The 24,064-nt window shown below is 68.6% G+C and carries 22 protein-coding genes; 16 read left to right on the top strand and 6 right to left on the bottom strand.

All coding sequences use genetic code 11. The annotated features are described in order from the left end of the window. The first annotated feature begins 230 nt into the window (after positions 1-230). Positions 231-1,148, top strand: a complete 918-nt coding sequence (locus F0U63_RS48360; protein ID WP_395842227.1) for a type VI immunity family protein — start codon at positions 231-233, stop codon at positions 1,146-1,148. 76 nt (positions 1,149-1,224) lie between these two features. Here F0U63_RS48360 and F0U63_RS48355 read toward each other — a convergent pair whose 3' ends face one another. Both F0U63_RS48355 and F0U63_RS48350 read right to left on the bottom strand, forming a co-directional pair. Further along, positions 1,225-1,965 carry an Imm52 family immunity protein gene (locus tag F0U63_RS48355; protein WP_395842225.1) on the bottom strand — a complete coding sequence of 247 codons (741 nt, stop codon included), beginning with the start codon at positions 1,963-1,965 and terminating at the stop codon, positions 1,225-1,227. A gap of 13 nt (positions 1,966-1,978) precedes the next feature. After that, positions 1,979-3,313 carry a Tox-REase-5 domain-containing protein gene (locus tag F0U63_RS48350; protein WP_395842222.1) on the bottom strand — a complete coding sequence of 445 codons (1,335 nt, stop codon included), beginning with the start codon at positions 3,311-3,313 and terminating at the stop codon, positions 1,979-1,981. Positions 3,314-3,846: 533 nt separating this feature from the next. Between F0U63_RS48350 and F0U63_RS48345 the strand changes: the two genes are divergently transcribed. The 12 genes from F0U63_RS48345 (at position 3,847) to F0U63_RS48290 (ending at position 16,281) form a co-directional block, all read left to right on the top strand. Beyond that, a complete protein-coding gene (locus F0U63_RS48345; RefSeq protein WP_395842219.1) occupies positions 3,847-4,494 on the top strand; it encodes a cytochrome c3 family protein in 648 nt (215 codons plus the stop codon). Continuing rightward, positions 4,482-7,469: a TAT-variant-translocated molybdopterin oxidoreductase gene (locus tag F0U63_RS48340; protein ID WP_395842216.1), complete on the top strand. Its 2,988-nt coding sequence runs from the start codon at positions 4,482-4,484 to the stop codon at positions 7,467-7,469. Before F0U63_RS48345 ends, F0U63_RS48340 begins: the two co-directional genes overlap by 13 nt. Continuing rightward, positions 7,462-8,844, top strand: a complete 1,383-nt coding sequence (nrfD, locus tag F0U63_RS48335) for an NrfD/PsrC family molybdoenzyme membrane anchor subunit (protein WP_395842214.1) — start codon at positions 7,462-7,464, stop codon at positions 8,842-8,844. Before F0U63_RS48340 ends, nrfD begins: the two co-directional genes overlap by 8 nt. 3 nt (positions 8,845-8,847) lie before the next feature. Next, positions 8,848-9,381 (top strand): DUF3341 domain-containing protein, encoded by a 534-nt coding sequence (locus tag F0U63_RS48330; protein ID WP_395842211.1) that lies wholly within the window; start codon positions 8,848-8,850, stop codon positions 9,379-9,381. Continuing rightward, positions 9,378-9,971: a c-type cytochrome gene (locus tag F0U63_RS48325; protein ID WP_395842209.1), complete on the top strand. Its 594-nt coding sequence runs from the start codon at positions 9,378-9,380 to the stop codon at positions 9,969-9,971. Before F0U63_RS48330 ends, F0U63_RS48325 begins: the two co-directional genes overlap by 4 nt. After that, positions 9,968-11,149: a hypothetical protein gene (locus F0U63_RS48320; RefSeq protein WP_395842206.1), complete on the top strand. Its 1,182-nt coding sequence runs from the start codon at positions 9,968-9,970 to the stop codon at positions 11,147-11,149. Before F0U63_RS48325 ends, F0U63_RS48320 begins: the two co-directional genes overlap by 4 nt. Next, positions 11,146-11,535, top strand: a complete 390-nt coding sequence (locus F0U63_RS48315) for a hypothetical protein (protein ID WP_395842204.1) — start codon at positions 11,146-11,148, stop codon at positions 11,533-11,535. Before F0U63_RS48320 ends, F0U63_RS48315 begins: the two co-directional genes overlap by 4 nt. A 53-nt stretch (positions 11,536-11,588) precedes the next feature. Further along, the gene (coxB, locus tag F0U63_RS48310; protein WP_395848544.1) at positions 11,589-12,710 is read left to right on the top strand and encodes a cytochrome c oxidase subunit II; all 1,122 of its coding nucleotides are present in this window, start codon (positions 11,589-11,591) and stop codon (positions 12,708-12,710) included. Continuing rightward, positions 12,688-14,310: a cbb3-type cytochrome c oxidase subunit I gene (locus tag F0U63_RS48305; protein WP_395842202.1), complete on the top strand. Its 1,623-nt coding sequence runs from the start codon at positions 12,688-12,690 to the stop codon at positions 14,308-14,310. Before coxB ends, F0U63_RS48305 begins: the two co-directional genes overlap by 23 nt. Beyond that, positions 14,300-14,938 (top strand): cytochrome c oxidase subunit 3 family protein, encoded by a 639-nt coding sequence (locus tag F0U63_RS48300; protein WP_395842200.1) that lies wholly within the window; start codon positions 14,300-14,302, stop codon positions 14,936-14,938. Before F0U63_RS48305 ends, F0U63_RS48300 begins: the two co-directional genes overlap by 11 nt. A gap of 12 nt (positions 14,939-14,950) precedes the next feature. Then, the gene (locus F0U63_RS48295; RefSeq protein ID WP_395842197.1) at positions 14,951-15,334 is read left to right on the top strand and encodes a cytochrome C oxidase subunit IV family protein; all 384 of its coding nucleotides are present in this window, start codon (positions 14,951-14,953) and stop codon (positions 15,332-15,334) included. Between the two features lie 557 nt (positions 15,335-15,891). After that, a complete protein-coding gene (locus F0U63_RS48290) occupies positions 15,892-16,281 on the top strand; it encodes a DUSAM domain-containing protein (RefSeq protein ID WP_395842195.1) in 390 nt (129 codons plus the stop codon). 136 nt (positions 16,282-16,417) lie between these two features. Here the strand turns inward: F0U63_RS48290 and F0U63_RS48285 are convergent, their stop codons facing one another. The 3 genes from F0U63_RS48285 to F0U63_RS48275 are packed head-to-tail and all read right to left on the bottom strand — an operon-like array spanning position 16,418 to position 19,851. Continuing rightward, positions 16,418-17,380: a HEAT repeat domain-containing protein gene (locus F0U63_RS48285; protein WP_395842193.1), complete on the bottom strand. Its 963-nt coding sequence runs from the start codon at positions 17,378-17,380 to the stop codon at positions 16,418-16,420. A gap of 20 nt (positions 17,381-17,400) precedes the next feature. Then, positions 17,401-18,849, bottom strand: coding sequence for a hypothetical protein (locus F0U63_RS48280; protein ID WP_395842191.1), 1,449 nt, complete (start codon positions 18,847-18,849; stop codon positions 17,401-17,403). A gap of 39 nt (positions 18,850-18,888) precedes the next feature. After that, positions 18,889-19,851 (bottom strand): aldo/keto reductase, encoded by a 963-nt coding sequence (locus F0U63_RS48275; protein WP_395842189.1) that lies wholly within the window; start codon positions 19,849-19,851, stop codon positions 18,889-18,891. A gap of 392 nt (positions 19,852-20,243) precedes the next feature. On the opposite strand from F0U63_RS48275, the gene F0U63_RS48270 reads away from it, so the two are divergent. Then, a complete protein-coding gene (locus F0U63_RS48270; protein WP_395842186.1) occupies positions 20,244-20,870 on the top strand; it encodes a TIGR02265 family protein in 627 nt (208 codons plus the stop codon). 24 nt (positions 20,871-20,894) lie between these two features. Here the strand turns inward: F0U63_RS48270 and F0U63_RS48265 are convergent, their stop codons facing one another. Further along, positions 20,895-21,998, bottom strand: a complete 1,104-nt coding sequence (locus F0U63_RS48265) for a spore photoproduct lyase family protein (RefSeq protein WP_395842183.1) — start codon at positions 21,996-21,998, stop codon at positions 20,895-20,897. Positions 21,999-22,097: 99 nt separating this feature from the next. Here F0U63_RS48265 and F0U63_RS48260 point away from each other — a divergent pair, with 99 nt between their 5' ends. Next, the gene (locus F0U63_RS48260; RefSeq protein ID WP_395842181.1) at positions 22,098-22,382 is read left to right on the top strand and encodes a hypothetical protein; all 285 of its coding nucleotides are present in this window, start codon (positions 22,098-22,100) and stop codon (positions 22,380-22,382) included. Between the two features lie 162 nt (positions 22,383-22,544). Further along, on the top strand, positions 22,545-24,053 hold the full coding sequence (locus F0U63_RS48255; RefSeq protein WP_395842178.1) for a methyl-accepting chemotaxis protein: 1,509 nt from the start codon (positions 22,545-22,547) through the stop codon (positions 24,051-24,053). Positions 24,054-24,064 lie beyond the last annotated feature (11 nt).

Here is a 24,064-nt window from a genome sequence, read left to right as displayed (position 1 = left end):
GCAGCTCTCGGGGGACGCCTCGGCCCGCCCGGTACCACTGGGTGAAGGACGGATCACACCGCGCCAGAGAGGTGCTGTATTTGATCATTTTGGTCGGCGGCAATACTTGGCGTGGTTCGTAGAAGAGAGAGTCGATGAGCTACCCACGAGTCCGAATTCCTGGATCCATCCCGTACACCTCGTCGGCCTCAGGGTCAGGTGTTGTCGAGCACTCATGGGATCGACTCGTCGTGCGGGATCTCGTGCGCATCGTCTTCTTCGTGCCCCACGACCACTTCGACATCGCAGCCGGAGTGTCTCATGCCCTCGACAGCTACCTGCGTGTCGTGGAGGGCCATCCGAGCGCGTTGTTCGAATACACCTGCGGCTACTGGGAGCCGTCCAGGCTCGGCGATAGGGGCTGGGAACTCATCCGGGACACCCTGAACCCGAAAGAGCGCAGGTATTTCGACGACTACGATGAGGACGCGGCCTTCCATCCAGAGAAGGCGGAGGCGGAGCCCTACTTCGGCATCTACGGCGAGCAGGACAGTGGTTTTTCCTTCACCTACCACGCTCGCCTTCCATGGCGTGAGACACCGCCTGGCTCTGTCAGTGTCCTCCGCGCGACCCTTCCAACGGAGTACCTCGAGGAGCGGGGGGCGGATCTCGTGCGCGAACTCGCCGTCGACATGGCTTCGCGGCTTCCCTTCGCCTCCGGGCACGTGGGGCTCGCGCTCGACATCGCGTTTTCCTGTCTGGAGCGGCTCGACGCCCTGCGCTCGCTGATCTTCCGTCACCCTGGTTTCGATATTCGTGAGGCCGGTGTTCGCGACAACCTGGGTGCTCGGGTGGACGGTGTGCACTGGATGAACTTCATCGGTCCGCCCGTGCTTGGTGAGCTGGGCGGCACCGCTGGCCTTCGCGCGAAGCTCCAGTCGCCCACCACCACCGTGCGAGAGTTGGACGGTGAGCGTGTTCTGGTGTCCCTGGGGCCAGAGCCTGAAGCGGGAGACCTGGCGCATGGTCAGCCTCTTCCCGCGTACCGCGAACTGGCGAGGGCACTGGATCCATGGCTGGAGCCCTTCCCGTGGGGCTTTCTCCGTCGTCAGGGCCATGAGCGCGATGAGGGGGAGCTGCGCCGTTGGTGGAGACGCTTCCTCGACTGACCTCACGGCCCGTAGCTTCGGTGGCTGAGGGTGCGGTGAGCCTTTCCTATGGCCCTGGGGGAGCCTCCCGCTCGTTTCACTCGTCGGCGGGCTCGGGCTCCGGAAGCTGGATGAGGCCCGCCCGGTCGAGCAGCTCGCGCACGCGGTTGGTGAAAGCCACATGCTCCGGGTTGCTCGCACTCATGGGCTCGGGAGAGAGGTGGAGGAGCCAGCCCAGCGCCCCCACCGGCTCGATGCGCACAGGCGCGGGAAGGGGCGGCAGCCTGCCCAGCCGGCGCGACAGGTAGGTCAACCAGCCCACGCGCACCTCCCATTTTCGCTTCTGGACGAGGCGGACCATCTCGGTCGAGCTGACCATGGCGAAGTCCGGGTCCCACGCGGTGGCCATGCTGGTGAGCACTTCGGCGAGCACGGGAGCGCGCAGTAGCCGCTCCCGGAGGGGGCTCTCCCGGGTCGGGTAGAGCAGGCACGAGTTGGGTCTTCCCGAGGGGGCGCAGTAGCTACCGCAAGCAAGGTGGATTTCGGTGGCCTCCTTCTTCGCGTTCCACATCATCTGGCGGAAGCCCATGTCCTCCATGACCTTCTTGCCCGCGCGGATCCTGCCCTGGAGCAGGAGCTTCTCCAACTCCGTGATGTCCGCGCGGACAGGATGGCCCGGCAGCTCTCGAGGGACGCCTCGGCCCGCCCGGTACCACTGGGTGAAGGACGGATCACACCGCGCCAGCATGTGGAGGAAGAGTTCCGCGCGCCGGGCACACTCCTGCGCGGTCTCCTGGCGAGGGCCCCAGTACGCCCCCACGTAGTACTTGTCCTGCATGCGTGCTCCTTCTCTACCACTCGGGCCGAGTATGCCGGACGGTGATGTTGTTCCACCCTTCATCCTCGAACATCTCGCGAAGGAACTTCGCGACGTTGGCATCGGCGACATGCCAGACCAGCGGTAGCCCCCAGTCTTTGGCAACCTGCGATTGCGCCTCGGCTTGCTTCATCATCTCGTTGAACTTGCCGGATTGCCTGTACCAGTACTTGGGCGTGCCATCCGCGTTGAAGAAGGAGCAATAGCCGGGGCCCTTGGCCTCCAATAATTCCTTGGCCTTGATGCCGTCGAACTCCACTTCCCCAATCTTGTACACCCACCAAGCGGGCCGTCCCGTCACCTGCTCCTGGTAGTCCAGGGCGTCCTTGGATTTGGTGGTGGGCTTCTTGTACGTCCACTTGCCGGGTCCCTTCGCCGAAGCCGTCTTGGAGGATGTCCCCGCCTTGCCGCTCGCGCCGCTGGGCTTCCCCGGGCCTCTGCCCGCCATGTGGAGGATGGAGAGGGCCTCGAGGTTCACGCCCACGGCGGTCGCGGCGCCTCCTGTCACGATGGCTCCGCCCAATACCCACTCACCCCTGGCCGTGAGTGAAAATGTCGGCAGTCCGGCCCCTAATCCACTCATTCGTCCCAGGGTGGCCTCCGCACCTCCGAGCATCATCAGGATGTGCGTGGACAGGCGCGCTGCCTCGCGAATCTGGTCTTCCCGGGACATGGCGCCATAGCGTGCGAAGTACTCGGGCGAGGAGACGATGAGGTGGGCCACCGTGGTGGGCAGTTGCGCGAGATCCTCCACGGTACGGATGGGGTGGAGGATGGAATGCGCGAGCGCCATCGCCATCTCTCCCAGCGCATCCTGGGCCCCATCCAGCGCGGCGTTGAGTGGATCTCTCCCCAATCCCAACTCGGTCAGGGGCGGACCGTTCGCCCGCCTCAGTGCTTCGGTGACCGGGTAGAAGACACCCCCGCGCGAGAAGTAGAAGTCGCCCACCACGAGGCGCCCCACCCACCACTGGCCTTCCACGAGTCGGAGCGGCCCCATGCGCTGGAGGGGCGTGCCAGTGAGCGCGGCCACGAGGTAGCCGTCCGGGCGCACCAACACCAGGAACCAGAATCGCTCGGCACGCCACTTCAAATCGGCGTACTCCACACGCTCGCCGCCCGCGAGCACCTCGCGCAGCAGCCAATACAGCACCCGGCTCGGGGCGAAGTTCTTCTGCGTTACCGGCATCTTCGCCAACCGGTTCAGAAGCTGGCGCGCCTGCTCCTGGTAGAGCGCCGCGCCCGCCGGATGCCGGGCCTCTTCTCCAAGGCCGCTGGCCTCCTGCACCACCTGGAACGCGTCCGCCATGTCTTCGGAGAGTTCGCCGGAGCCTCCCGCCGCCTCTCCGGGAGAGGGATTGGCAGCGGGCTGCCGCGGTCCAGGGTCATGGCGGAGCGAGGTGGTCCGAGAGCGGAGACCTGCACCGCTTGTCAGGCTCCCGCGCGGAGCGCCCGTGGCACACCCTTCGGATAGCACGGCCACGGCCAGGGCCATGAAGACCGCGCCGAATTGACGGTTCGGGAAACGAAGTGCCGTCGTCGCGTGAGGTCTCGCATCGGGTGCATGGCGTGTACTCCTCGCGTGTGCTGCCGGGGTCATCTCGCCCATTTGGTGCATGTCCAACTCCATTCCTCGACTGACGTCACGGCCCGTGGCTCCGGTGTCCCTGTCTTGCCGGTGACACTCAGCACACAGACGCATGGGTCGGCGGTACAGGGGCGCGGCGGATTGCATCACTCCCGCCGCTCAATTCCAGACGCTTGCGGCCCATTCGCGCGGTCTGCGACCCGAGCGTGATTGTCGCCCCTGTCGAGTCTCTCTAGGGTCCACGGCTCGTCCTTATGGCCTGGATCTTCACGCCTCGAGCGAATACCGTGGCCCGAGTAGCGGCGCTGGGCCTGTTGGCCACGCCGGTACTCGGAGTCGGCACGCTGTGGCTCTATGCCCGGAGCCCGCTCGCGCAGAACATGCGCCAGCCCGTGCCACAGCCGGTCCAGTTCGATCACCGCCACCACGCGGGCGACGAGGCCATCGACTGTCGTTATTGCCACAACACCGTCGAAGCTTCTCCGAGCGCCGGCTATCCCTCGGTGTCCACCTGTCTCAACTGCCACGCGCAGGTCTGGAACCAGAGCCCGCTCCTGGAGCCCGTGCGTCAGGCCTTCTTCGCCGACCGCCCCATTCCCTGGCGCCGGGTGCATGACCTGCCGGACTTCGTCTACTTCAACCACTCCATCCACGTGCGCAAGGGCGTGGGCTGTGTCACCTGCCACGGCCGCGTGGACTTAATGCCCTCCATCACCCAGGCCCATCCGCTCTCCATGGGCTGGTGTCTGGAGTGCCATCGCGACCCCGCCCCCCACCTGCGCCCGCTGTCGGCCCTCACCTCGATGCGCTGGGAGCGCCGCCCAGAGGACCCCTCCCCCGAGGAACTGGTGCGCCGCCTCGACGTCCACCCCCGAACGGACTGCACGACATGCCATCGCTGATCGACCGCTACGCGCTGCCCGTCCTCCAGGACTCGCCCCGGCCCCGCGCCTGGCGCAGTCTGGAAGAGCTGCACCGCTCGCCCGAGGGGGAGCGCGCCGCCTCTCGGGAGTTCCCCCCGGGCGCGACCGAGCCCCCCCAGGGACTCGAGCGGCGCCGCTTCCTCCAACTCGCGGGGACGGTGGCGGCGCTCGCGGGGCTGGCGGCGTGCAAGCGGCCGGCGGAGAAGGTGATGCCGTACACCGTGCAGCCCCCGGACGTGACGCCCGGCGTGCCCAACGCCTACGCCACCGCCTGGGCCCCCGAGGGCTACGCCGCGGGCCTCGTGGTGACGAGCTGGGAGGGCCGGCCCACCAAGGTGGAGGGCAACCCGGACCACCCGGCGAGCCTCGGCGCCACCCACCCCCACGCCCAGGCGCTGCTCGTGGACCTCTATGACCCGTCTCGCACGCGGGGCGTGACGCACCGGGGCGCGCCGAGCTCCTTCAAGGCCTACCAGGACGCGCAGACGGAGCACGCGCGCCGCCTGGAGGCGGTGGGCGGTGAGGGGCTGTGGCTGTTGCTCGAGCCCTCGGCCTCGCCCACGCGGCGCGAGCTGGTGGAGCGCATCCGCCAGCGCTTTCCCAAGGCGCGCGTGGAGACGTACCACGCGCTCTCACGGGACAACGTGTACGAGGGGGCGCGGCTGGCCTTCGGCCGCCCGGTGGAGACGCTCGTGCGCCACGACGAGGCGCGGGTGGTGTTGTCGCTGGACGCGGACTTCCTCGTGCAGGGCCCGGCGAGCCTGCGCGAGGCGCGGGAGTACGCCCGCTCGCGCACCCCCGAGCGCGGGAGCATGGGCCGGCTGTACGTGGCGGAGAGCCACTTCAGCGTGACGGGGATGAACGCGGACCACCGGCTGCGCATGAAGCCCTCGGAGGTGGAGCGCTTCGCCGTGGCGGTGCTGGGGGCGCTGGCCCAACGGCTGCCGAGGCTCGAGCGCTTCCGGGAAGGCCTCGCCCCCTGGCCGGAGCGGGCGCGCGAGGTGCGCGCGGTGGCGGAGGACCTCGTGCGAGCGGGAGAGCGCGCGGCGGTGGTGGTGGGCCCGAGGCAGCCGCCGCGGGTGCATGCGCTGGCCCACCTGCTCAACGCGCGCCTGGGCAGCGCGGGGCGGCTCGTCACCTACCAGGAGCCCGGGGTGGAGCCGGGCCCGAGTGGGCTGGATGTGCCGCGCGTGCTCACGGAAGCGGCGCTCGCGGGCCGGGTGGACACGCTGGTGGTGACGGCGTTCGACCCCGTGTCCACGGCGCCGGTGGGGGTGACGCTGGGGGCGGCGCTCGAGAAGGTGCCGAACGCGGTGGCGTGGGCGTACCGCGCGGACGCCACGGCGAAGCGGTGCGCGTGGGTGCTCCCGGCGGCGCACGTGCTGGAGTCCTGGGGTGATGCGCGGGCGGTGGATGGCACGGTGAGCATCATCCAGCCGCTCATCCAGCCGCTCTTCCAGGGGCTCACGGAGCTGGATGTGCTCGCGCCCTTCGCGGGAGTGGCGGAGCGGACGGCGTACCAGCTCGTGCGGGGCCACTGGGAGCGGGAGCGGGGAGGGCCGGGGGGGGCCTTCGACGAGGCGTGGGATCAGGCGCTGGCGGTGGGCACGGTGCCGGACACGGCGCGGCCCGCGCTCGGGGTGACGGTGGACGCGGGCGCGGTGGAGACGGCCGTACGGGCCTTCGCGGGCGCGCCGTCCGAGGGACTCGAGCTGAACCTGGTGCCGGGCTACAAGGTCCAGGACGGGCGCTTCTTCGCCAACCCCTGGCTGCAGGAGATGCCGGATCCGCTGACGATGCTGGCGTGGGGCAACGCGGCGCTGGTGAGCCCGGCCACGGCCGAGCGCCTGAAGCTTCCGCCGAGAGGCACGGTGCGGCTGGTGCTGCGAGGCCGCCAGCTGGAGGCGCCGGTGTTCGTGCTGCCGGGGCACGCGGACGACACGGTGACGCTGGAGCTGGGCTGGGGCCGCGAGGGCCCGGCGCCGGAGCACGAGGTGCTGGAAGTGGATGCCTCGCTGCTGCGGCACGTGGACGCGCCGTGGTTCACGGGGGGGCTCCAGGTGGAGCCAGGAGAGGGCGAGGGCGGGTGCGTGACGGTGCAGGAGCACTGGTCCATGGAGGGCCGGGAGGTGGCGCTCCAGGACACGCTCGGCACCTTCGAGAAGAAGAAGCCCGAGTACCTCAAGCACCTCAAGGGAGACGTGGCGAAGCTGTACGACCCGTTCAAGTACACCGAGCCCTACCAGTGGGCGATGGCGGTGGACCTGAACCGGTGCATCGGCTGTGGGGCGTGCGTGGTGGCGTGCCAGGCGGAGAACAACATCCCGGTGGTGGGGCGCGAGCAGGTGGCGCGGGGGCGGGAGATGCACTGGCTGCGGGTGGATCGCTACTTCGAGGGCTCGCCCGCCTCTCCGCGCGCCCTGCCGCAGCCGATGATGTGCCAGCACTGCGAGGCGGCGCCGTGCGAGTACGTGTGCCCGGTGAACGCCACCGTGCACTCGGACGAGGGCCTCAACCAGATGGTCTACAACCGCTGCGTCGGCACGCGGTACTGCTCCAACAACTGCCCATACAAGGTCCGCCGCTTCAACTACCTGGAGTACCGCCCGAAGGTGACGGAGGTGGAGAAGCTGGGGCTCAACCCGGACGTCACGGTGCGCTCGCGCGGCGTCATGGAGAAGTGCACGTACTGCGTGCAACGGATTGAGCGGGCCCGCATCGAGGCGCGCAAGGTGCAGAAGCCCATCGACACCCAGGCGCTCCAGTCCGCGTGCGCGCAGGTGTGCCCCACCGAGGCCATCGTCTTCGGCTCGCTGCACGAGCGGGAGTCGGAGGTGGCGCGGCGGCACCGGGACGCGCGGCACTACGCGGTGCTGCACGAGCTGGGCACCCGCCCACGCACCGCCTACCTGGCGCGCATCACCAACCCCAACCCGGAGCTGGAGCATGGCTGAGCCACCCGCCACGCCCCCGCGCGAGGTGCTCGCCCCCGCGCCGCTCATCCAGGGGAGCCAGAGCCCCGAGCGCCTCACCGAGTCCCTCCTGCGGCCCACGTATGGCACGGCGGGACGGGGCTGGTGGATGCTGCTTGGCCTAACGGGGGGAGGCACGGCGCTGTTCCTCGCGGCGATTACCGTGACGCTGGTGCAAGGGATTGGGGCGTGGGGCAACAACATCCCGGTGGCGTGGGCCTTCGGCATCATCGACTTCGTGTGGTGGATTGGCTTTGGCCACGCGGGCACGCTCATCTCCGCCATCCTGTTGCTCTTCCAGCAGAAGTGGCGCGCGTCGGTGAATCGCTTCGCCGAGGCGATGACGCTCTTCGCCGTGGTGCAGGCGGGGCTCTTCCCCCTGCTGCACCTGGGGCGGCCCTGGGTGGCCTACTGGCTCATCCCCTATCCGAGCACCATGCGCCTCTGGCCGCAGTTCAAGAGCTCGCTGCCGTGGGACGTGGTGGCCATCACCACGTACCTCACCGTGTCGGTGCTCTTCTGGTTCCTGGGCCTCCTGCCGGACCTCGCGACGGCGCGCGACCGGGCGACCACGCCGCGCCAGCAGTTCTGGTACGGGCTGTTGTCCCTCGGGTGGACGGGCTCGGCGAGGCACTGGCACCACTGGCGCACGGCGTACCTGCTGCTCGCGGGGCTGGCCACGCCGCTGGTGCTCAGCGTGCACACCATCGTCAGCTTCGACTTCGCCATCGCCCAGGTGCCCGGCTGGCACTCCACCATCTTCCCGCCCTACTTCGTGGCGGGCGCCATCTTCTCCGGACTCGCGCTGGTGCTCACGCTGCTGCTGCCCACGCGTGGCCCGCTGGGGCTCGGCCACGTCATCACCGAGCGCCACGTGGACATCCTGTGCAAGCTGCTCCTGGCCACGGGGATGATGGTGTCCTACGGCTACCTCCAGGAGAACTTCTTCGCCTGGTACAGCGGCGACGAGAAGGAGATGGCCGCCGCCGCCTTCAAGCGCTCGGGGACGTGGGCGGGCCTGTTCTGGTTCCAGATGTTCGCCAACGTGGTGCTGCCCCACGTCTTCTGGTTCCCCCGGCTGCGCCGCAACCTCGCGGTGGTGTGGCTCGTCTCGCTGGCCGTCGACGCGGGCATGTGGCTCGAGCGCTTCACCATCATCGTGCCCTCGCTCTCGCGCGACTTCCTGCCGGGCAGTTGGCACACGTACTCGCCCACGTGGGTGGACCTGTCACTGCTGGGCGGCTCCATGTGCTTCTTCGGCTTCCTCTTCCTGCTCTTCCTCAAGTTCATCCCGCCCGTGTCCATCAGCGAGGTGAAGGAGCTGCACCACGAGCTGACGGCGGAGAAGGGGGCCTGAGCCATGCGCTACTGGGTGGTGGGCGAGTTCGGCTCGGGGGCGGAGGCGAAGCGGGCCCTCACGGCGCTGCGCGAGCGCGGGTGCGCGGCGGACTCGCTGGATGCCTTCTCTCCCTACCCGGTGGAGGGATTGGACGAGGTGCTCGGGTTGAAGCCCTCGCCCCTGCGCGCCTTCGCCCTGCTGGCGGGCCTGTCCGGGGCGGTGCTGGCCTATGGGGTGCAGTGGTGGACCAACGCGGTGGACTGGCCCCTCAACGTGGGCAACCGGCCTCCGCACTCGTGGCCGGCCTTCATTCCCATCACCTTCGAGACGACGGTGCTCTTCGCCTCGCTCACGCTCTTCTTCGGGCTGATGGTGCTCTTCCGCTTTCCCCGGCCGCACCACCCGCTCTTCGAGCTGGAGTCCTTCCGCAGCGCGTCCACCGGTGGCTTCTGGGTGAGCGTCACCACGCGCGAGCATGCCCAGACAGAGGTGCTGCTCGGCCACCTGCGCGAGCTGTCGGCGCGCACCACGGCGGTGGTGGAGGAGGCGGCATGAGGCGGGCGCTCGGAGGGCTCTTGCTGGCCGGGGTGCTCGGGGGGTGCTCGGTGGACTTCCAGGGGTGGGCGGGGATGAAGGATCAGCCCAAGGGCCTGCCGTTCCGGGAGAACGCCTTCTTCGCGGACGGACGGACGATGCGTGAGCCGCCTCCGGACACGGTGCCGAGGAGCCGGCGCGGCGTCTCCCGGCGCTTCCTCACCGGCCGCGAGGCCCCGGACGCGGGCTACGTGGAGGAGATACCGCTCGCGCTCACGCGGGAGTTCGTCGAGGGCGGACAGGGCTCCTACGAGATTTACTGCGCGGCCTGCCACGGGGTGCTCGGGGACGGGGTGAGCCAGGTGGCGCGGAACATGGGGCTGCGCGAGCCGCCCTCGCTGGTGGACTTGCCCGAGTACGCGGATGGCTACGTGTACGCCGTGATCAGCGAGGGGTATGGGCTGATGCCGGGCTACGCGGAGAAGCTGACGCCCGTGCAGCGCTGGGCGGTGGTGGCCTACATGCGGGCGCTGCGCGAGAGCCAGCGGGCGAGGCTCGGGGACGTGCCGCCCGAGGCGCGGGAGCGGCTGCTCCAGGAGGGCGCGCCATGAAGGTGATGGAGCGCTTCACGGGTGGGCGAGTGCCCATGCTGGCCGCGGCGGCGGTGGGCGGGGTGGGGCTCGGGGTGACGGGTGTGGGGTGGGCGGTGGACACCCGGCGCGCGCTCTTCGCGTACCTGTTCGCCTTCGCGTACTGGGCGGGACTGGCGGTGGCCTCGCTGGTGCTGCTGGGCGCGTGGCACGCGTCGCGAGCGCGTTGGCCGGTGGTGCTGCGCCGCATGCTGGAGACGATGGCGGCCTCGCTGCCGCTCTTCGCGCTGCTCTTCGTGCCCGTGCTCGCCGGGGCGCACCTGCTCTACCCGTGGCTCGGGCCGCCGCCCGCGCTGTCCGAGGAGGACTTGAAGAAGCTCGAGCACAAGCGCCCGTGGCTCAACCTGCCCTTCTGGGGGGCGCGCGCGGTGCTGTACTTCGCGGTGTGGAGCACGGTGAGCGAGCTGCTGTTGCGCTGGTCGCGCCGGCAGGACGAGACGGGCGAGCCCCGGCTCACGCGATGGCAGTGGTGGCTGGGCGCGGGGGCGCTGCCGGGGGTGGCGCTGGCCATGTCCTTCGCGTCGCTGGACTGGCTCATGTCCCTGGAGCCGCTCTTCGTGTCCACGGTGTATGGCTTGTATTGGTTCTCCGGGGCCTTCGTGGGGGCGCTGGCGATGCTGACGCTGGCGACGGTGCTGGCGCGGGGGCCGCAGTTGTATGGCGAGCTCGTCAATGACTCGCACCGGGCGAGCCTGGGCAAGTTCCTCCTCGCCTTCAGCATCTTCTGGGCCTACATGGCCTACAGCCAGTTCTTCCTCATCTGGATCGCCGACCTGCCGCACGAGGTGCCCTGGTACGTGCTGCGCGCGACGGGGGCGTGGGAGCCGGTGGCGCTCGCGGTGGTGGGCTCGCGCTTCGTGCTGCCCTTCTTCGTGCTCCTGTCGCGGCCCTTCAAACAACACGGCCGGGCGCTGGCGGGGCTGGCGGTGTGGCTGTTGTGCGCGCACGCGGTGGACACGTGGTGGCTGGTGATTCCGGTGGTGAGCCCCGAGGGGCCGCGGCTGCACTGGGCGGACGTGTCGGCGTGGCTGGGCGTGGGAGGCGCGGCGGTGGCCTTCACCCTGTGGCGGCTGCGGGGGCACGCCACGATGCCGGTGGGGGACCCTCACCTGCTCGAGTCCCTGGGGTACGACGAATGAGCGGCGAGTCCCGGCGGGAGTGGAAGACGTCCGAGCGCGATCAGGACGCGACGAAGGGCTGGCAGGTGGGCGCGGTGCTGCTGGTGACGCTGCTCATCTTCACGGCCTTCGTGTGGGTGACGTGGAAGCAGCTCCAGGGGCGCGAGGGGCACCTCAACCCCGAGGGCCCGTCCGAGCCCGCGGCGTTGAAGCAGCCGGAGATCAACCTGGTGAACACGGCGCCGTTTCCGCTCGACACGCGGGCCTACGAGGAGACGAACGCGCAGCAGGAGCGGCTGCACGGGTATGGCTGGGTGGATCGGGACGCGGGGGTGGTGCGCATGCCCATCGAGTGGGGCATCGAGCGCGTGGTGGGCGGCGCGCGGCGCGACGGAGGCAGCCCATGATGCCGGGGGGCGAGGACGTGGGGGGCGTGGTGGACGCGGGCAACGGCGGAACGTTGAACGAGTTCTTCCGTCAGGTGCTCTTCCTGCCGGAGCAGGCGTCCACGTTCGCCCGGGACGTGGATCACCTGCACTACGTCATCCTGAGCACGGCGATGTTCATGGCCACGCTCATCTTCGGGGTGGCGGGGATCTTCCTCATCCGCTACCGGCGGCGCTCGGAGTCGCAGGCGACGCGCAAGGTGCAGACGTCGCTCTTCTGGGAGGTGCTCTTCGTGGGCGCGCCGCTCACGGTGTTCCTCGCGTGGTTCTTCATCGGCTACCACGACTTCGTGCGCATGCAGACACCGCCGCCCGAGGCGATGGACGTCTACGTGGTGGCCAAGCAGTGGATGTGGAAGTTCACCTATCCCGAGGGCCCCAACTCCATTGGGGTGCTGCGGGTGCCGGTGGGCCGGCCGGTGCGGCTGCTGCTCACCAGCCGGGACGTCATCCATTCCTTCTACGTGCCGGCGTTCCGGGTGAAGCAGGACGCGCTGCCCGGGGCCTATACCCAGACCTGGTTCGAGGTGACGCGGCCGGGCCGCTACCGGGTGATGTGCGCGGAGTACTGCGGACTGAAGCACTCGGAGATGTGGGCCGAGGTCGTGGCGCTCTCGCCGGAGGACTACGCGGCGTGGCTGCGCGAGCAGAGCGGGGGCCCGGTGGCGCGGCGGGACGCGACGCCTGGGGCGCCCGAGCGCGAGGAGCCGCTCGTCCCCGCGCGGCTGGCGATGGAGTACTCGGCGGAGGCGCCGCATGGGGAGTTGATGACGGCGGAGCGGGGCACGCTGGCGGAGCGGGGCGAGCGGGTGGCGGCCGAGAAGGGGTGTTTGAGGTGCCACACGGTGGATGGCACGCCGCACATCGGGCCGACGTGGTGGGGGTTGTACCGGCGCGAGGAGCGGCTGGAGGGGGGCGGGACGGTGGTGGCGGACGAGGCGTACCTCACCGAGTCGATGATGAAGCCGCAGGTGAAGCAGGTGGAGGGCTACGCGCTGGTGATGCCGTCGTACCAGGGGCAGTTGGAGGCGGCGGAGGTGGCGGCGCTCATCGAGTACATCCGGACGCTGCGCGGGGCGCGGCGGGACGGCATCGGGACGGGAGGGCCCGTGTATGAACCCATCGACGGCAGGTAGCCTGGCCGAGCCCGATTATCTCAACCACGAGACGACGGTGCGCTCGTGGCTGCTCACGCGCGATCACAAGCGGATTGGCGTGATGTTCCTGGTGCTGGTCCTCTTCGCGCTGCTGCTCGGCGGCGTGTTCGCGATGCTGCTGCGGATTGAGCTGCTCACGCCCGGGCCGACGATCATGGGCCCGATGACCTACAACCGGGTGTTCACCCTGCACGGGGTGACGATGGTGTGGCTGTTCATGATTCCGGCGATTCCCTCGGCGTTCGGCAACTTCGTGCTGCCGCTGATGCTGGGGGCCAAGGAGGTGGCGTTTCCGAGGCTCAACCTGGCGTCGGTGTACATCTACGCGGCGGGGGCGGCGCTGACGCTGTTCGGCATGGTGTGGAGCGGGGCGGACACGGGGTGGACGTTCTACACGCCCTACAGCACGACGTCGCCCACGGCGGTGACACCCATCCTGCTGGGCGTGTTCATCATCGGCTTCTCCACCATCATCACCGGGCTGAACTTCATCACCACGACGCACACGCTGAGGGCGCCGGGGATGCACTGGTCGCGCATTCCGCTCTTCGTGTGGGCCATCTACGGCACGTCGGTCATCCAGGTGGTGGCGACGCCGGTGCTCGCGATGGTGCTGGTGCTGGTGGCGCTCGAGCGGGTGGCGGGCGTGGGCATCTTCGATCCCTCGCGCGGGGGAGATCCGGTGCTCTTCCAGCACATGTTCTGGTTCTACTCGCACCCGGCGGTCTACATCATGGTGCTGCCGGCCATGGGCGTCATCACCGAAGTGGTGTGTGCCTTCAGCCGCAAGAACATCTTCGGTTACCGGATGATCGCCGCGTCCACGTTTGGGATTGCCTTCGTGGGATTCTTCTCGTGGGGGCACCACATGTTCGTGTCGGGCCAGTCCACGTTCGGCTCGGGCATCTTCGGGGTGTTGAGCATGCTGGTGGCCATCTTCACGGCCATCAAGATCTTCAACTGGGTGGCGACGATGTATGGGGGGGCGATCGACTTGAAGGTGCCGCTGCTCTACGTGCTGGGCTTCATCTTCCTGCTCACGTTCGGGGGGATGACGGGGGTGGCGGTGGCGACCACGTCGCTGGACGTGCACTGGCACGACACGTACTTCATCGTGGCGCATTTCCATTACATCATGGTGGGCTCGGTGCTGATGGCCTTCCTGGCGGCGCTGCACTACTGGTGGCCGAAGATGTTCGGACGGCTCTACCCCGAGCGCTGGGCGTCCGTGGCCGCGTGCACCATCATCTTCGGCTTCATCGTGACGTTCCTGCCGCAGTTCCTGCTGGGGAACATGGGGATGCCGCGGCGCTACTACCAATACCCGAGCGAGATGCAGTGGCTGAACGTGCTGAGCACGGCGGGCGCGTCGCTGCTGGCGTTCGGCTTCGGGCTGATTGGCATCTATTTGTTGTGGTCGCTGCGCTACGGGAAGGAGAGTCCGGCGAATCCCTGGGGCTCGCGGGGGTACGAGTGGTTCAGTGCCTCGCCGCCCGGGCCGCACAACTTCCGCGAGCCGCCGCGCTTCGAGCGCGAGGTCCACGACTACACCGTGTCCGAGGCCCCGCATGTCTTCTGAGACGACACCCTGGCGGGAGTACTTCGGGAGCCGGGAGAACCAGAGCCAGGCGGCGCAGCTGGGGATGTGGATCTTCCTGGGCTCGGAGGTGCTGCTCTTCGCGAACCTGTTCGTCGGGTACGCGGTGTATCGCTATTACTACCCGGAGGTCTTCATCGAGGCGAGCCACCACCTGGCGACGGGGTGGGCCACGGTGCAGACGCTGCTGCTGGTGACGAGCAGTCTGTGCGTGGCGTTGGCGGTGCACTTCATCCGGAACGGGAAGGCGTTCTGGATGGGAGTGGCGCTGCTGGCGGCGATGGGCCTGGGACTGGGGTTCCTCGTCATCAAGGGCTGGGAGTACTGGAAGCACTGGACGGAGGGCGCGCTGCCCGGGGAGTACTACCGGCTGACGGAGCTGCCGGAGCGGGGAGGGAGCCTGTTCTTCACGCTGTATTTCCTGCTCACGGGGCTGCACGCGCTGCACATGCTGGTGGGGTTGAGCGTGTTGGGGTGGCTGGTGTGGGGGGCGCTGGTGGGGAGGTACACGGCCGAGTACCACGTGCCGGTGGAGGTGGGCGGGTTGTACTGGCACCTCGTGGATGTGTTCTGGCTGTTCATCTATCCGCTGCTGTACCTGGTGGAGTGAGGGGAGGGCACCATGGCGGAGCACGGGAGGAAGAGCGTCTGGGGTTACGTGGGGATATGGGGCGTGCTGGTGGTGCTGACGGTGGCGACGTGGCTGTTGGGGACGCGGGGGCACCTGGGGCACTGGTCGCTGCCGGTGGCGCTGGGGATCGCCCTGGGGAAGACGGCGCTGGTGGCGATGTTCTTCATGCACCTGGTGGAGCAGCCGGGGGCGAGGCGGGTGGTGTTTCCGGTGTCGGCGCTGTTCCTGGCGCTGCTGCTCGGGCTGTCGCTGGTGGAGGCGATGACGCGGGTGCGCATGGCGCGGCCGGATGGCCCCAAGGCACTGGAACCCGCGCGTCCGGCCTCGACGCGCACGGCCCCACCGGGCTCACCCACGCGGTGGATGGGGCATTGAGCTGTTGGTTCCGCGAGAGTGGGAAGCGGCTCGATTCATAGCGGGGCGTTGATTGGAAGCAGCCAATCCGCCGAGCCCTTGGCGTGATTGGCAGCCCCCATTCGGACTCCCTAGCCTCGTGGAATGAAATACTTGGCTTGCATCCGGTTTCCCAAGGGGATTGTGCTCTGGGGCGTGCTCGCTTTGGGGTGCTCGGCAGGGTCCGTTGCCATGAGCCCGAGCGACTGCCGACCCGGAGACCAGACAATGACCTGTTGTATCAAGAAGCACCCATACGACCCCGTGGGTGCCTGCGGCGCCACGGCCTCGGACATAGAGGAGGCGATACGTTCGGGGGCGAAGGTTGATGAGTACCCGCCAATTCTCATGGCGACGGAGGACGACTTCGCCAACAACGAAGAGCTTCCGGAGTGGAAGCAACGGTGCATCAAGACTTACGTCATCTGTCAGAACGCGGGATGGATTGGCAAATGTGACGACTGCTTCCGGTATTGTGAGGGGCAGCACGAATGGCCCATTCGCAAGTGTAGGCCCCGCAGGTGAAGGGAGATGCTGGCATGGAGACGCTAGGTGAGGGTGAAGGTGACTGGCACGAGATACGGGTGCTCGACAACCGCGTTCGACGGGGGGAGGTGCTGGAGTTGACCGATGCCTTACGCGACCTGCTCAAACGCACCGCACCAACGGTAGCTATCTCCGAGGCAGATGCAGACGCTGCCCTCTCCTGCGTGGAGAACGGCACGGCTCTGCTCCACGAGATCCGGCGTCGCATCACGGAGGGCTCGAATCGATTGGTGGATGCACTCCACCGGATGTACCAGCTTCGAGACAGAGGGGACCTGGATGGGGCTCGCGACCAGATGCGCGGCGTGCTCGCCGTGGAAGTCGTACCGTTGTACCGAGAGGTCGCCGAGGGCGAGATCGAGAAGCTCGACAACCTCTCGTAGCGTACGCCCTGGCGAGAGGTCACGCCTGCATCTGCGACTGCAACTCCTCGGGCTCCTCGCCCAGCCACTGGGGGTTGGTCGCCGTGCCATCGTAGATGGACGACGTCTTGAACGGTTCGAACTCTGGTTCCTCTGGTTATCCGTGCAGCGCCCGGGCCGCATCATCGAAGACCTTGGCCAGGGTGGGGTCGGCTGGCCGGTGCGCTTCGAGGAGCGCCGCATCCTCCGGGTGGCCCAGGTGCTTGAGCAGGACAGCTGCCTGAAGGGAGCACTTGAGAGAGGACGTCGCCGCGACCCATTTCCGGGCCATGTCACGCAACCTGTTGAGGGCAACCTCCGGGAGCATGGGGAAGAGATGCTCCGGCTTCAGGAGGAGCAGGGAGAACAACTCCACGCAGTAGGCCGAGGCGGGGCCTTTGTGTTTCACGGCCGTGTCCATCAGGGACTCGGCCGAGGAGATGAACGCGGGCAGGGTGGAGACGAGCGTCTCGGGTAGCTCCTCAGTGAGGAGCGTGAGCACCTCGCCCTTCAGTTCGATAGGGACGGTGTTATCTGCGGCCCAGTGACGAAGTTCTGTTGGAGGCTTCTCCAACAGCACGAGCAGACCGTGCAGGGCGGTGGGAGCTGGATGCGCGAGCTTCTCCAGGCTCTGTCGGACGATGGGAATCAGCTCTGGGTGCCGTTTGCGCCACAGGGCACAGGCCACATCGTTCAAGTCAGCGGGCTCTGGCCTGTCCGAGGCGATCAACCGCTCCAGCCTGCGTGCGAGGCTCGCTCGTGCGCTCGCTCCTTGGATGCGTCCCAGCGCCTGGGTGATCGCCTCCGCGACGGCGGCCCCATCATGATTTCCCCGTGCTTCCTCCAGGGCTAGCTGGTGCTCGAGGAGCTTGACGCTGGCGGCGCCGCCCAGTTCGCTGAGACCGAATGCCGCGGCCTGTCGCACGGCTGCATCCGGATTCTCCAACATGGCCTCCAGCACGGGCTTGGCTTTGCGTGCGCCGAACTGAGTTACCTGGGCTCGTGCCCGGGCCTCGTCGCCCGCGTGGAATGCCTCGATGAGCGCCTTCTGCCACTGCGTGGCCTCTTCCCTCTGTGCCATACCTCGTCCTGGTCTTCTTTCTAGGGAACGCCGATACCGGCGGGGACGTACCTGCTCACCAGCGTTCCGTCGAGCATATACAATTCGTGAATGGCCTCTGGAGCCGCCCGCTTCATGGCGTCGAAGGCCTCCAACTCACGCTTCAGGTCCCGAGGGTTGGAGATATAGTTGGTGTTGTGCCGCACGCCATCCGGCCGCACCGAGGAGGCATCCGGTCTCCGGAAACGAACCTCCCCCACGGGGGCATCATCGTAGACGCGCTTGCCCGCCGCGTTTCTCTGAACGCGATCCTTCCTCAGACTCGTATGTCCGGCGGCCTCCCGGGAGGCCAATTCCCGTTCGATGGCTTCGTTGTGGGTCGGGTTCTCTCGGGTGTGAGGTTTGCCGTAGCGCGTGGAGGGCTTGGGCGCGTCGCTGAGGATGGAGTAGGTGGCGGTGCCTGCGGCCACACCGGAGACGATGAGGGTGCCATTCGACGCTGCCTGCGCGGTGGCAGCGGATTGCTCCAGGAGGACGAGCCCTTCGGGTGTCACTGGGGGCAGTTGTCGCCAGATTCCGCTCTCGGGCACCTGGGGAATGAGCCTGGACACTCCGAGGGTCGCCACCGTCACCAGCACCCGCAGGGATGTGCCGCCCATGGACTTGCCGAAGCGTGCGGAGGCCGCCTCCAATTGCTGGGGCGAGGACGCGGCTTGTGCTTCCTGGTACAGGCGAAGGCTGGCCAGAGCGACATGGCCCTCTTCTGCCAGACCCACTGCCAGGGAGAGGCGCAGGGTCATGGTCGCGGCGAATGCCTTGGAGAACAACGGCTCGGGAGCCAACCAGGCGGCGAAGTACACCGCGATGGAGAGGCAGACGCTGAGGACGAACGCGGGAGAGGTGAAGAGCGCGATGGCGGCCTCGCGGATCCCTTCGCCCATGTAGCGGGTGGAGAGTTGGAGGGCGAGGAAGAGGCGGCTGGACGTCAGGGATTCGGGTAGGGGAATCAGCGAGGGGCCGACGCGGGAGAAGAATTCCTCGCGCAGCTTCGACTCCCACGGGGACGCCGCGCCCTGGCCCATCTTGCTCGCTCCGGGCCACTCCAACAGATGCAGCCGAGGGCGAGGCCCCAGTGCCGCGAAAATGGTGAGGAAGGGGCGCACCTCCTCCAGGCTCAGCAACTCCAGAGCGGCATTGGGCGGGCGAGCAGGGAAGAGCAACAGCCAGCGACCCTCGGACAACTCACGCATGCCCACTGGCAGGATCCGCGCCTGTAGCGACTCCTGGAGCACCTGTTGCTTGATGCCAGGTTGCTGGAGCTGTCGAGGAACGCTGGCGGATTCATTCCCACGTTGATGGACATGGGAGGTGTCGGGTCCCTGCCGGGCTCCTCCTTGATCGATGGGCGCCCGCGAGGTGGCGCACGCGGCGAACAGGAGCGTGAAGCTCAAGGCCAGGGTCAGGCGTGGCGGGGTGGGGACTCTGCTCATTCCCTTGGAGCATGTCCCAACCCGCGCCTCGGTGCTTCCTCACGCCTGCATCTGTGACTGCAACTCCTCGGGCTCCTCGCCGAGCCACTGGGGGTTGGTCGCCGTGCCATCGTAGATGGACGACGTCTTGAACGGCTCGAACTCGCCCCGCATCGCCGCCGTGCGCGTCCTGGCCAGGAGCGCCTGCAACGCTTCGTCGCTCAAGGGCTTGAAGGTGCGCACCGCCTCGAAGGCCTGCTCCAGAATCTCCATGCGGTCCACGCCCGTGATGACCACGGAGGTGGGCAGGTTCAGCGCGTAGTGCAGGCACTCGATGGGCGTCACCGTCTTGGAGCGCAGGATGGCGCCGTTGGCCAGCGTCTTCATCGCGAGCACGCCGATGCCGTCCTTCACCAGCTCCGGTACCACGAGCCGGGCGAAGCTGCGGAAGTGCGCGTCCATGAGGTTGAGCGGCAGCTGCACCGCGTCGAACGTGAAGCCGCGCTCGCGCGCCAGCTCCAGCATGGCCAGGTGGATGCGTGGATCCTTGTGCCCCGTGAAGCCGATGTAGCGCAGCTTGCCGGCCTGTTTCGCCTCGAGCAGCGCCTCCTGCGCGCCGCCCTCGCGGAAGATGCGATCCGGATCCTCGAAGCGCAGGATTTCATGGTGCTGCACCAGGTCGATGCAGTCCGTCTGCAGCCGCTCCAGCGAGTGCTCCAACTGCCGCGCGGCCTCCTTCTTCGTGCGGCCGTCGATCTTCGTCATCAGGAAGACCTTGTGCCGGTAGCCCTCCTGGAGCGCCTTGCCCATGCGCAGCTCGCTCAGGCCCTCGTTGTAGTCCCAGCAGTTGTCCATGAAGTTGATGCCGCGGTCGATCGCCGTGCGCACGATGCGCAGCGCCAGCTTCTCGTCCACCTGGGGCAGCCCGAGGTGCCAGCCCCCGATGCCGATCGCCGACACCCTCTCCCCGGTGCGCCCCAGGGTCCGGTACGTCATCTCCGCCTGCGTGTCCGAGTTCGCCATGGGTCTCTCCCCCCCACACCCTGGGGATGATCGCCGCCGGGAGGAAGTCGTCCGGGGCACTCCACCCAGACTCCGCCCGTGGCGCCCCGCCTGCTTCCCGCCCCGGCGGCCCGCTCCAAGGGTGGGAGGTACACCCCTCTCCACCCCTCCTCGGGTTTTCCCATCTTGCGGGATCGTGTCAGCACGACGTGGGCGTCCTGTTTCACTGACAGTGGAGGACATGGCCGACGCGTTGGCTGGGGTTGATACGTGTCAGGCTAATGGGTCGGGATGAACGGTTTTACCTGGACGTTCAGGTGTGACAGGATTTGTCGGTCAATGACTGAGCGGGGTCCGTCGTCACCAGTCAAGGAGCGGTCTGGCTGGAGGACGGCCTGGGGAGGGTCCACGCGATGAGCGGTCTCGGAGCTGAGGCGTACAGGGTTCAGACCGGAGCGGAGCTGGGACACCTGCTCACGTGGCTGGGGCCCGAGGACACCCTGCGGGGCATGTTCTTTCGCAGCCTGCAGGACGCGATGCTGACGCTCCTGGGCGAGGCGGCGATGGAGGCGTGCCTGGAGGAGGTCTCCGGCGAGCGCGACTTCGTGGACTTCTTCGCCTACCCGGCGGTGGACTTCCTGCGGATGGTGCGGCGGGCGGCGTGGCTGATGGAGGAGCGGGGGTGTGAGGGGCAGGAGACGCTGCGGATGCTGGGGCATCTGGGCACGGCGGCGTTCCTGAAGAGTCCGGCGGGCAAGGCGATGGACGTGCTCGCCTCGGGCACGCCGCGGCGGGTGCTCGAGAACCTGCCCATGGCCTACCAGATGCTCTCGCCCAAGGGCGGCCCGCTGTCGGTGACGGCGCTGGGGCCCACGCGCGCCCGGGTGAACTTCTCGCGCGACGTGCTGCCGTGCGCCTACCTCGAGGGGCTGCTCGAGGCGTTGCTCAAGAAGGCCGGCGCGCGCGGCGTGCGCATCGAGGGCCGGCGCGTGAACTCCTTCTCCTGCGAGTTCCTCCTGTCCTGGACCGAGGGCGACTGAAGGCCCGGCGCGCGCGCGTGGGCTTCAGAACGCGTAGCGCACGCGGCAGTAGGGCAGGCGCCGCTCGAGCAGCTCGCGCAACTCGCGCACCAGTGCGCCCTTGAGCCCGGTGCGGTAGCGCACGTTGGCGCCTCCTCCCTGAGACACCTTGGCCTCCTGCAGCTCCGGCCGCCACAGCACCTCCTCGGCCTTGGGGTGCCAGCCCAGGTTCACCTCGTGCAGCCGCTCGTTGTGGGTGAGGAAGATGATTTCGCACGCCAGCTGGGCGCGGGCCTTGTCGCCGAGGGCCGCGTCCACCTGTTGGAAGAGCGCGTCATAGGCCTCCTGCCAGCCCTCGGTGATGACCACGGGGGAGAAGTTCAGGTGCACCTCGTAGCCGGCGGCCACGAACTCGTCGATGGCGGCGATGCGCTCGGCGATGGGGCTGGTGCGCACGTCGAGCAGCTTCGCCTGGGCGTGGGGCATGAGGCTGAAGCGGATGCGCGTCTTGCCCCGGGGCGCGTAGCCGAGCAGCTCGCGGTTGACGAGCTTGGTGGCGAAGGAGCCCATGGCGTTGGGCAGCGTGGTGAACAGCCGCACCAGGTCCTTCACGTTGTCGCTCAGGGCCGCATCGGCCGAGCAGTCGCTGTTGCACCCGATGTCGTAGACCCAGTAGCGCGGGTCCACGGGGTTGGGCTCGCGCTTGGGCCCGAGCCGCTGCGCGTGGCGGCGGATGGCGGCTTGAATCTGGTCGATGTTGACGAAGACGGTGACGGGGTTGGCGTAGCCCTTGTGCCGCGGCACGTAGCAGTACGCGCACGCCATGACGCAGCCGTTGGCGGCCGAGGGGGGCAGATAGTCCGCGCTGCGCCCGTTCTCCTCGAAGCGCATCGTCTTCTTGAGCCCCAGCACGAGCGTGCTGCCCTTGATGCGGTTCCACGCCTCGACATTGCCCGCGTTGCCGTACAGGCCGGGGATGTTCCAGTGCGAGCGCACCGGCACGCGCTCGGCGTCGGGAAAGCGGGCGAGGATGTCGCGGCCGCGGGGGTGCTCCTCGACCTCGGGCTCCAGGTAGATGCGGCTCACCTCGAGCAGCCGCTCGAGGGGGCGGGTGGCGGGGGGCCGAGGGGGGAAGAGGTCCAGGTTCATCGTCACGTTGTTCAAGATGTGGCGGATGCGGAGCGCGGCCCACTGGAAAAGAGTGGCCCGTCTGTCGGCACCCCTCCGGTCCTGGGCTACACTTGCCGTATGTCCTCTCGCCCCCCCGGAAAGCTCATCGTGCTTCCCTCGGCGCGGCTGCACTGGCAGCGCGAGCGGATGCGCCGGCGGAGGATGAAGCTGGTGGTGGCGGGGGTGAGTCTTCTGGGACTCCTGGTGGCCCTGCTGGACGTGGCCCTGGAGACGACGGAGGTGCCCCCTGGCGAGGGCGAGGACTCCGCCTGGGAGAGCGGACCCCATCCGAGCTCGGGCAAGGGGGCGTCCGGCCGGGGGGACTCGGGACGGGAATGGTTCAGCACCACGAGTGAGCCGTAGCGCCCACCGGGAGGGGGGGCCCGTGGGCCTGGGGAGCCCCCTGGCGGGTGCTCTTCCCGTGGGTGGGCGGACGGGCGAGCGAATGGCGCCGACGGGAGGCGGTCCACGTCTGATACGGTGGGGTTTCCGGATGCGCGGCTGACGCGGTCCGGGGCAGCTCCTATGGACACCCTCCCCCGCCCTGAACCGATGCAGGAGACCTACGAGGACTTCCTGCTGACGCGTGGCCCGGCCCGACTGCGGCAGCTGTCGGTCATCGCCGTGGCGGCGACGGCCGTGTTGTTTTCCCTCGATGTGCTGCACGCCTGGGCGGGCCTGGGCGGTGGGCGGCCCCTGTCGATGCTGGCCCTGGCGCGCCTGCCCTGGGCGCTGGTGCCGCTGGTGATGTGGTCGGTGCGCGGGCTGCTCAGCCGCGAGGCGCTGCCGCCCGCCATCTTCTGGGCCACGGCGCTCTTCGCCATCGGCAACGAGTGGACCTTCTACCGCATCGGCACGGCGGGCTCGCTCTACCACGGGGTGATGGTGCTCTTGAACGTGCTCACCGGGCCGTCGGTGCTGCCGGTGGGCCGCGGGGGGCGCTACGGCTACTACGCGCTCCTGGCCGCGGGGCACCTGTTGCTCGACGCCATGGGCTCGTCGATGTCCTTTGGCGCCTCGCTCGTGTTGGACCTGACGCTCCTGGCGGGCGCGCTCGGCGTGGTGCTGCTGCTCGAGGCGCTGCACCGCGGGCAGATCCGCCAGTTCTACCTGCGGCGGGACATGAAGCGCGCGCTGGCGGAGCTGGAGGAGTCGCGCGGCAGGGTGTTCCAGACGGGGCGCACGCTGGCGGGCTCGGCGCAGACGCTGTCCACGACGCTCGCGGAGATGAGCAACCAGGCGGCGCTGGTGCGCACCGCGGCGCTGCGCATCTCCGCGGCGAGCGAGCAGATGGCGAGCGCGGCCGGGGCGCTCTTCCGCCACTCGCGCGTGAGCGCCACCCAGGCCGAGGAGGCCCAGCGCTACACGGGCGAGGTGGACGTGCTGGTGAGCGGCATGGAGACGAGCCTGTCGGCCATTGGCCAGGCGGTGGGCCGCAGCGCGCTGAGCGTGCAGAAGCTGGAGGAGAGCGCGGACCGCATCAACGGCTTCGTGGAGACCATCCAGGAGATGGCGGCGGCGACGAACATGCTGGCGCTCAACGCGGGGATTGAAGCGGCGCGCGCGGGCGAGCATGGCCGGGGCTTCGCGGTGGTGGCGCGCGAGGTGGGCAAGCTCGCGGCCGAGTCGGGCCGCAGCTCGCAGCGCATTGGCGAGGTGGTGGGGGGCGTCACGCGGCAGATGTCCGAGACGCTGCACGCGGTGGGGCACATCCGCGAGACGGCCGGGCGCTTCACGCCGGTGCTCGAGTCGGCGCGCACCACGCTGCGCTCCATCCGCGAGACGGTGCTGCAGAACCAGAAGTTGATGGAGAAGAGCTCCAGCGAGGCGGACCGTCAGGCGGAGCAGACGACGCACATCTCCCAGGGGTGCGCGTCGCTCTTGGAGCTGGTGGACACGTACGTGCGCATGGGCTCGGACGTGTCGGCCACGGCGATGCAGCTGGGCATGATGGCGGACGAGCTGAGCCGGCTCATGCCGGAGCCGGAGCCGGTGGCGCCCCCGCCGCCGCCGCGCGAGCCGGGCGGCTTCTGAGGAGGCTCTGA

Origin of the sequence: Cystobacter fuscus, from assembly GCF_044360685.1 — a bacterium.
In the GTDB taxonomy this organism is placed as follows: Bacteria; Myxococcota; Myxococcia; order Myxococcales; family Myxococcaceae; genus Cystobacter; species Cystobacter fuscus_C.
This window is presented reverse-complemented; position numbering and strand designations above follow the sequence as displayed.

Coding starts and splice junctions, on each gene's coding strand:
- F0U63_RS48270 (WP_395842186.1), top strand. CDS start 20,244: ATGAGCGGTCTCGGAGCTGAGGCGTACAGGGTTCAGACCGGAGCGGAG.
- F0U63_RS48320 (WP_395842206.1), top strand. CDS start 9,968: ATGAAGGTGATGGAGCGCTTCACGGGTGGGCGAGTGCCCATGCTGGCC.
- F0U63_RS48260 (WP_395842181.1), top strand. CDS start 22,098: ATGTCCTCTCGCCCCCCCGGAAAGCTCATCGTGCTTCCCTCGGCGCGG.
- F0U63_RS48300 (WP_395842200.1), top strand. CDS start 14,300: ATGTCTTCTGAGACGACACCCTGGCGGGAGTACTTCGGGAGCCGGGAG.
- F0U63_RS48350 (WP_395842222.1), bottom strand. CDS start 3,313: ATGGCGGACGCGTTCCAGGTGGTGCAGGAGGCCAGCGGCCTTGGAGAA.
- F0U63_RS48275 (WP_395842189.1), bottom strand. CDS start 19,851: ATGGCGAACTCGGACACGCAGGCGGAGATGACGTACCGGACCCTGGGG.
- F0U63_RS48305 (WP_395842202.1), top strand. CDS start 12,688: ATGAACCCATCGACGGCAGGTAGCCTGGCCGAGCCCGATTATCTCAAC.
- F0U63_RS48325 (WP_395842209.1), top strand. CDS start 9,378: ATGAGGCGGGCGCTCGGAGGGCTCTTGCTGGCCGGGGTGCTCGGGGGG.
- F0U63_RS48280 (WP_395842191.1), bottom strand. CDS start 18,849: ATGAGCAGAGTCCCCACCCCGCCACGCCTGACCCTGGCCTTGAGCTTC.
- F0U63_RS48345 (WP_395842219.1), top strand. CDS start 3,847: ATGGCCTGGATCTTCACGCCTCGAGCGAATACCGTGGCCCGAGTAGCG.
- F0U63_RS48355 (WP_395842225.1), bottom strand. CDS start 1,965: ATGCAGGACAAGTACTACGTGGGGGCGTACTGGGGCCCTCGCCAGGAG.
- F0U63_RS48290 (WP_395842195.1), top strand. CDS start 15,892: ATGGAGACGCTAGGTGAGGGTGAAGGTGACTGGCACGAGATACGGGTG.
- F0U63_RS48295 (WP_395842197.1), top strand. CDS start 14,951: ATGGCGGAGCACGGGAGGAAGAGCGTCTGGGGTTACGTGGGGATATGG.
- nrfD (WP_395842214.1), top strand. CDS start 7,462: ATGGCTGAGCCACCCGCCACGCCCCCGCGCGAGGTGCTCGCCCCCGCG.
- F0U63_RS48330 (WP_395842211.1), top strand. CDS start 8,848: ATGCGCTACTGGGTGGTGGGCGAGTTCGGCTCGGGGGCGGAGGCGAAG.
- F0U63_RS48315 (WP_395842204.1), top strand. CDS start 11,146: ATGAGCGGCGAGTCCCGGCGGGAGTGGAAGACGTCCGAGCGCGATCAG.
- F0U63_RS48255 (WP_395842178.1), top strand. CDS start 22,545: ATGGACACCCTCCCCCGCCCTGAACCGATGCAGGAGACCTACGAGGAC.
- F0U63_RS48285 (WP_395842193.1), bottom strand. CDS start 17,380: ATGGCACAGAGGGAAGAGGCCACGCAGTGGCAGAAGGCGCTCATCGAG.
- F0U63_RS48340 (WP_395842216.1), top strand. CDS start 4,482: ATGCCATCGCTGATCGACCGCTACGCGCTGCCCGTCCTCCAGGACTCG.
- F0U63_RS48265 (WP_395842183.1), bottom strand. CDS start 21,998: ATGAACCTGGACCTCTTCCCCCCTCGGCCCCCCGCCACCCGCCCCCTC.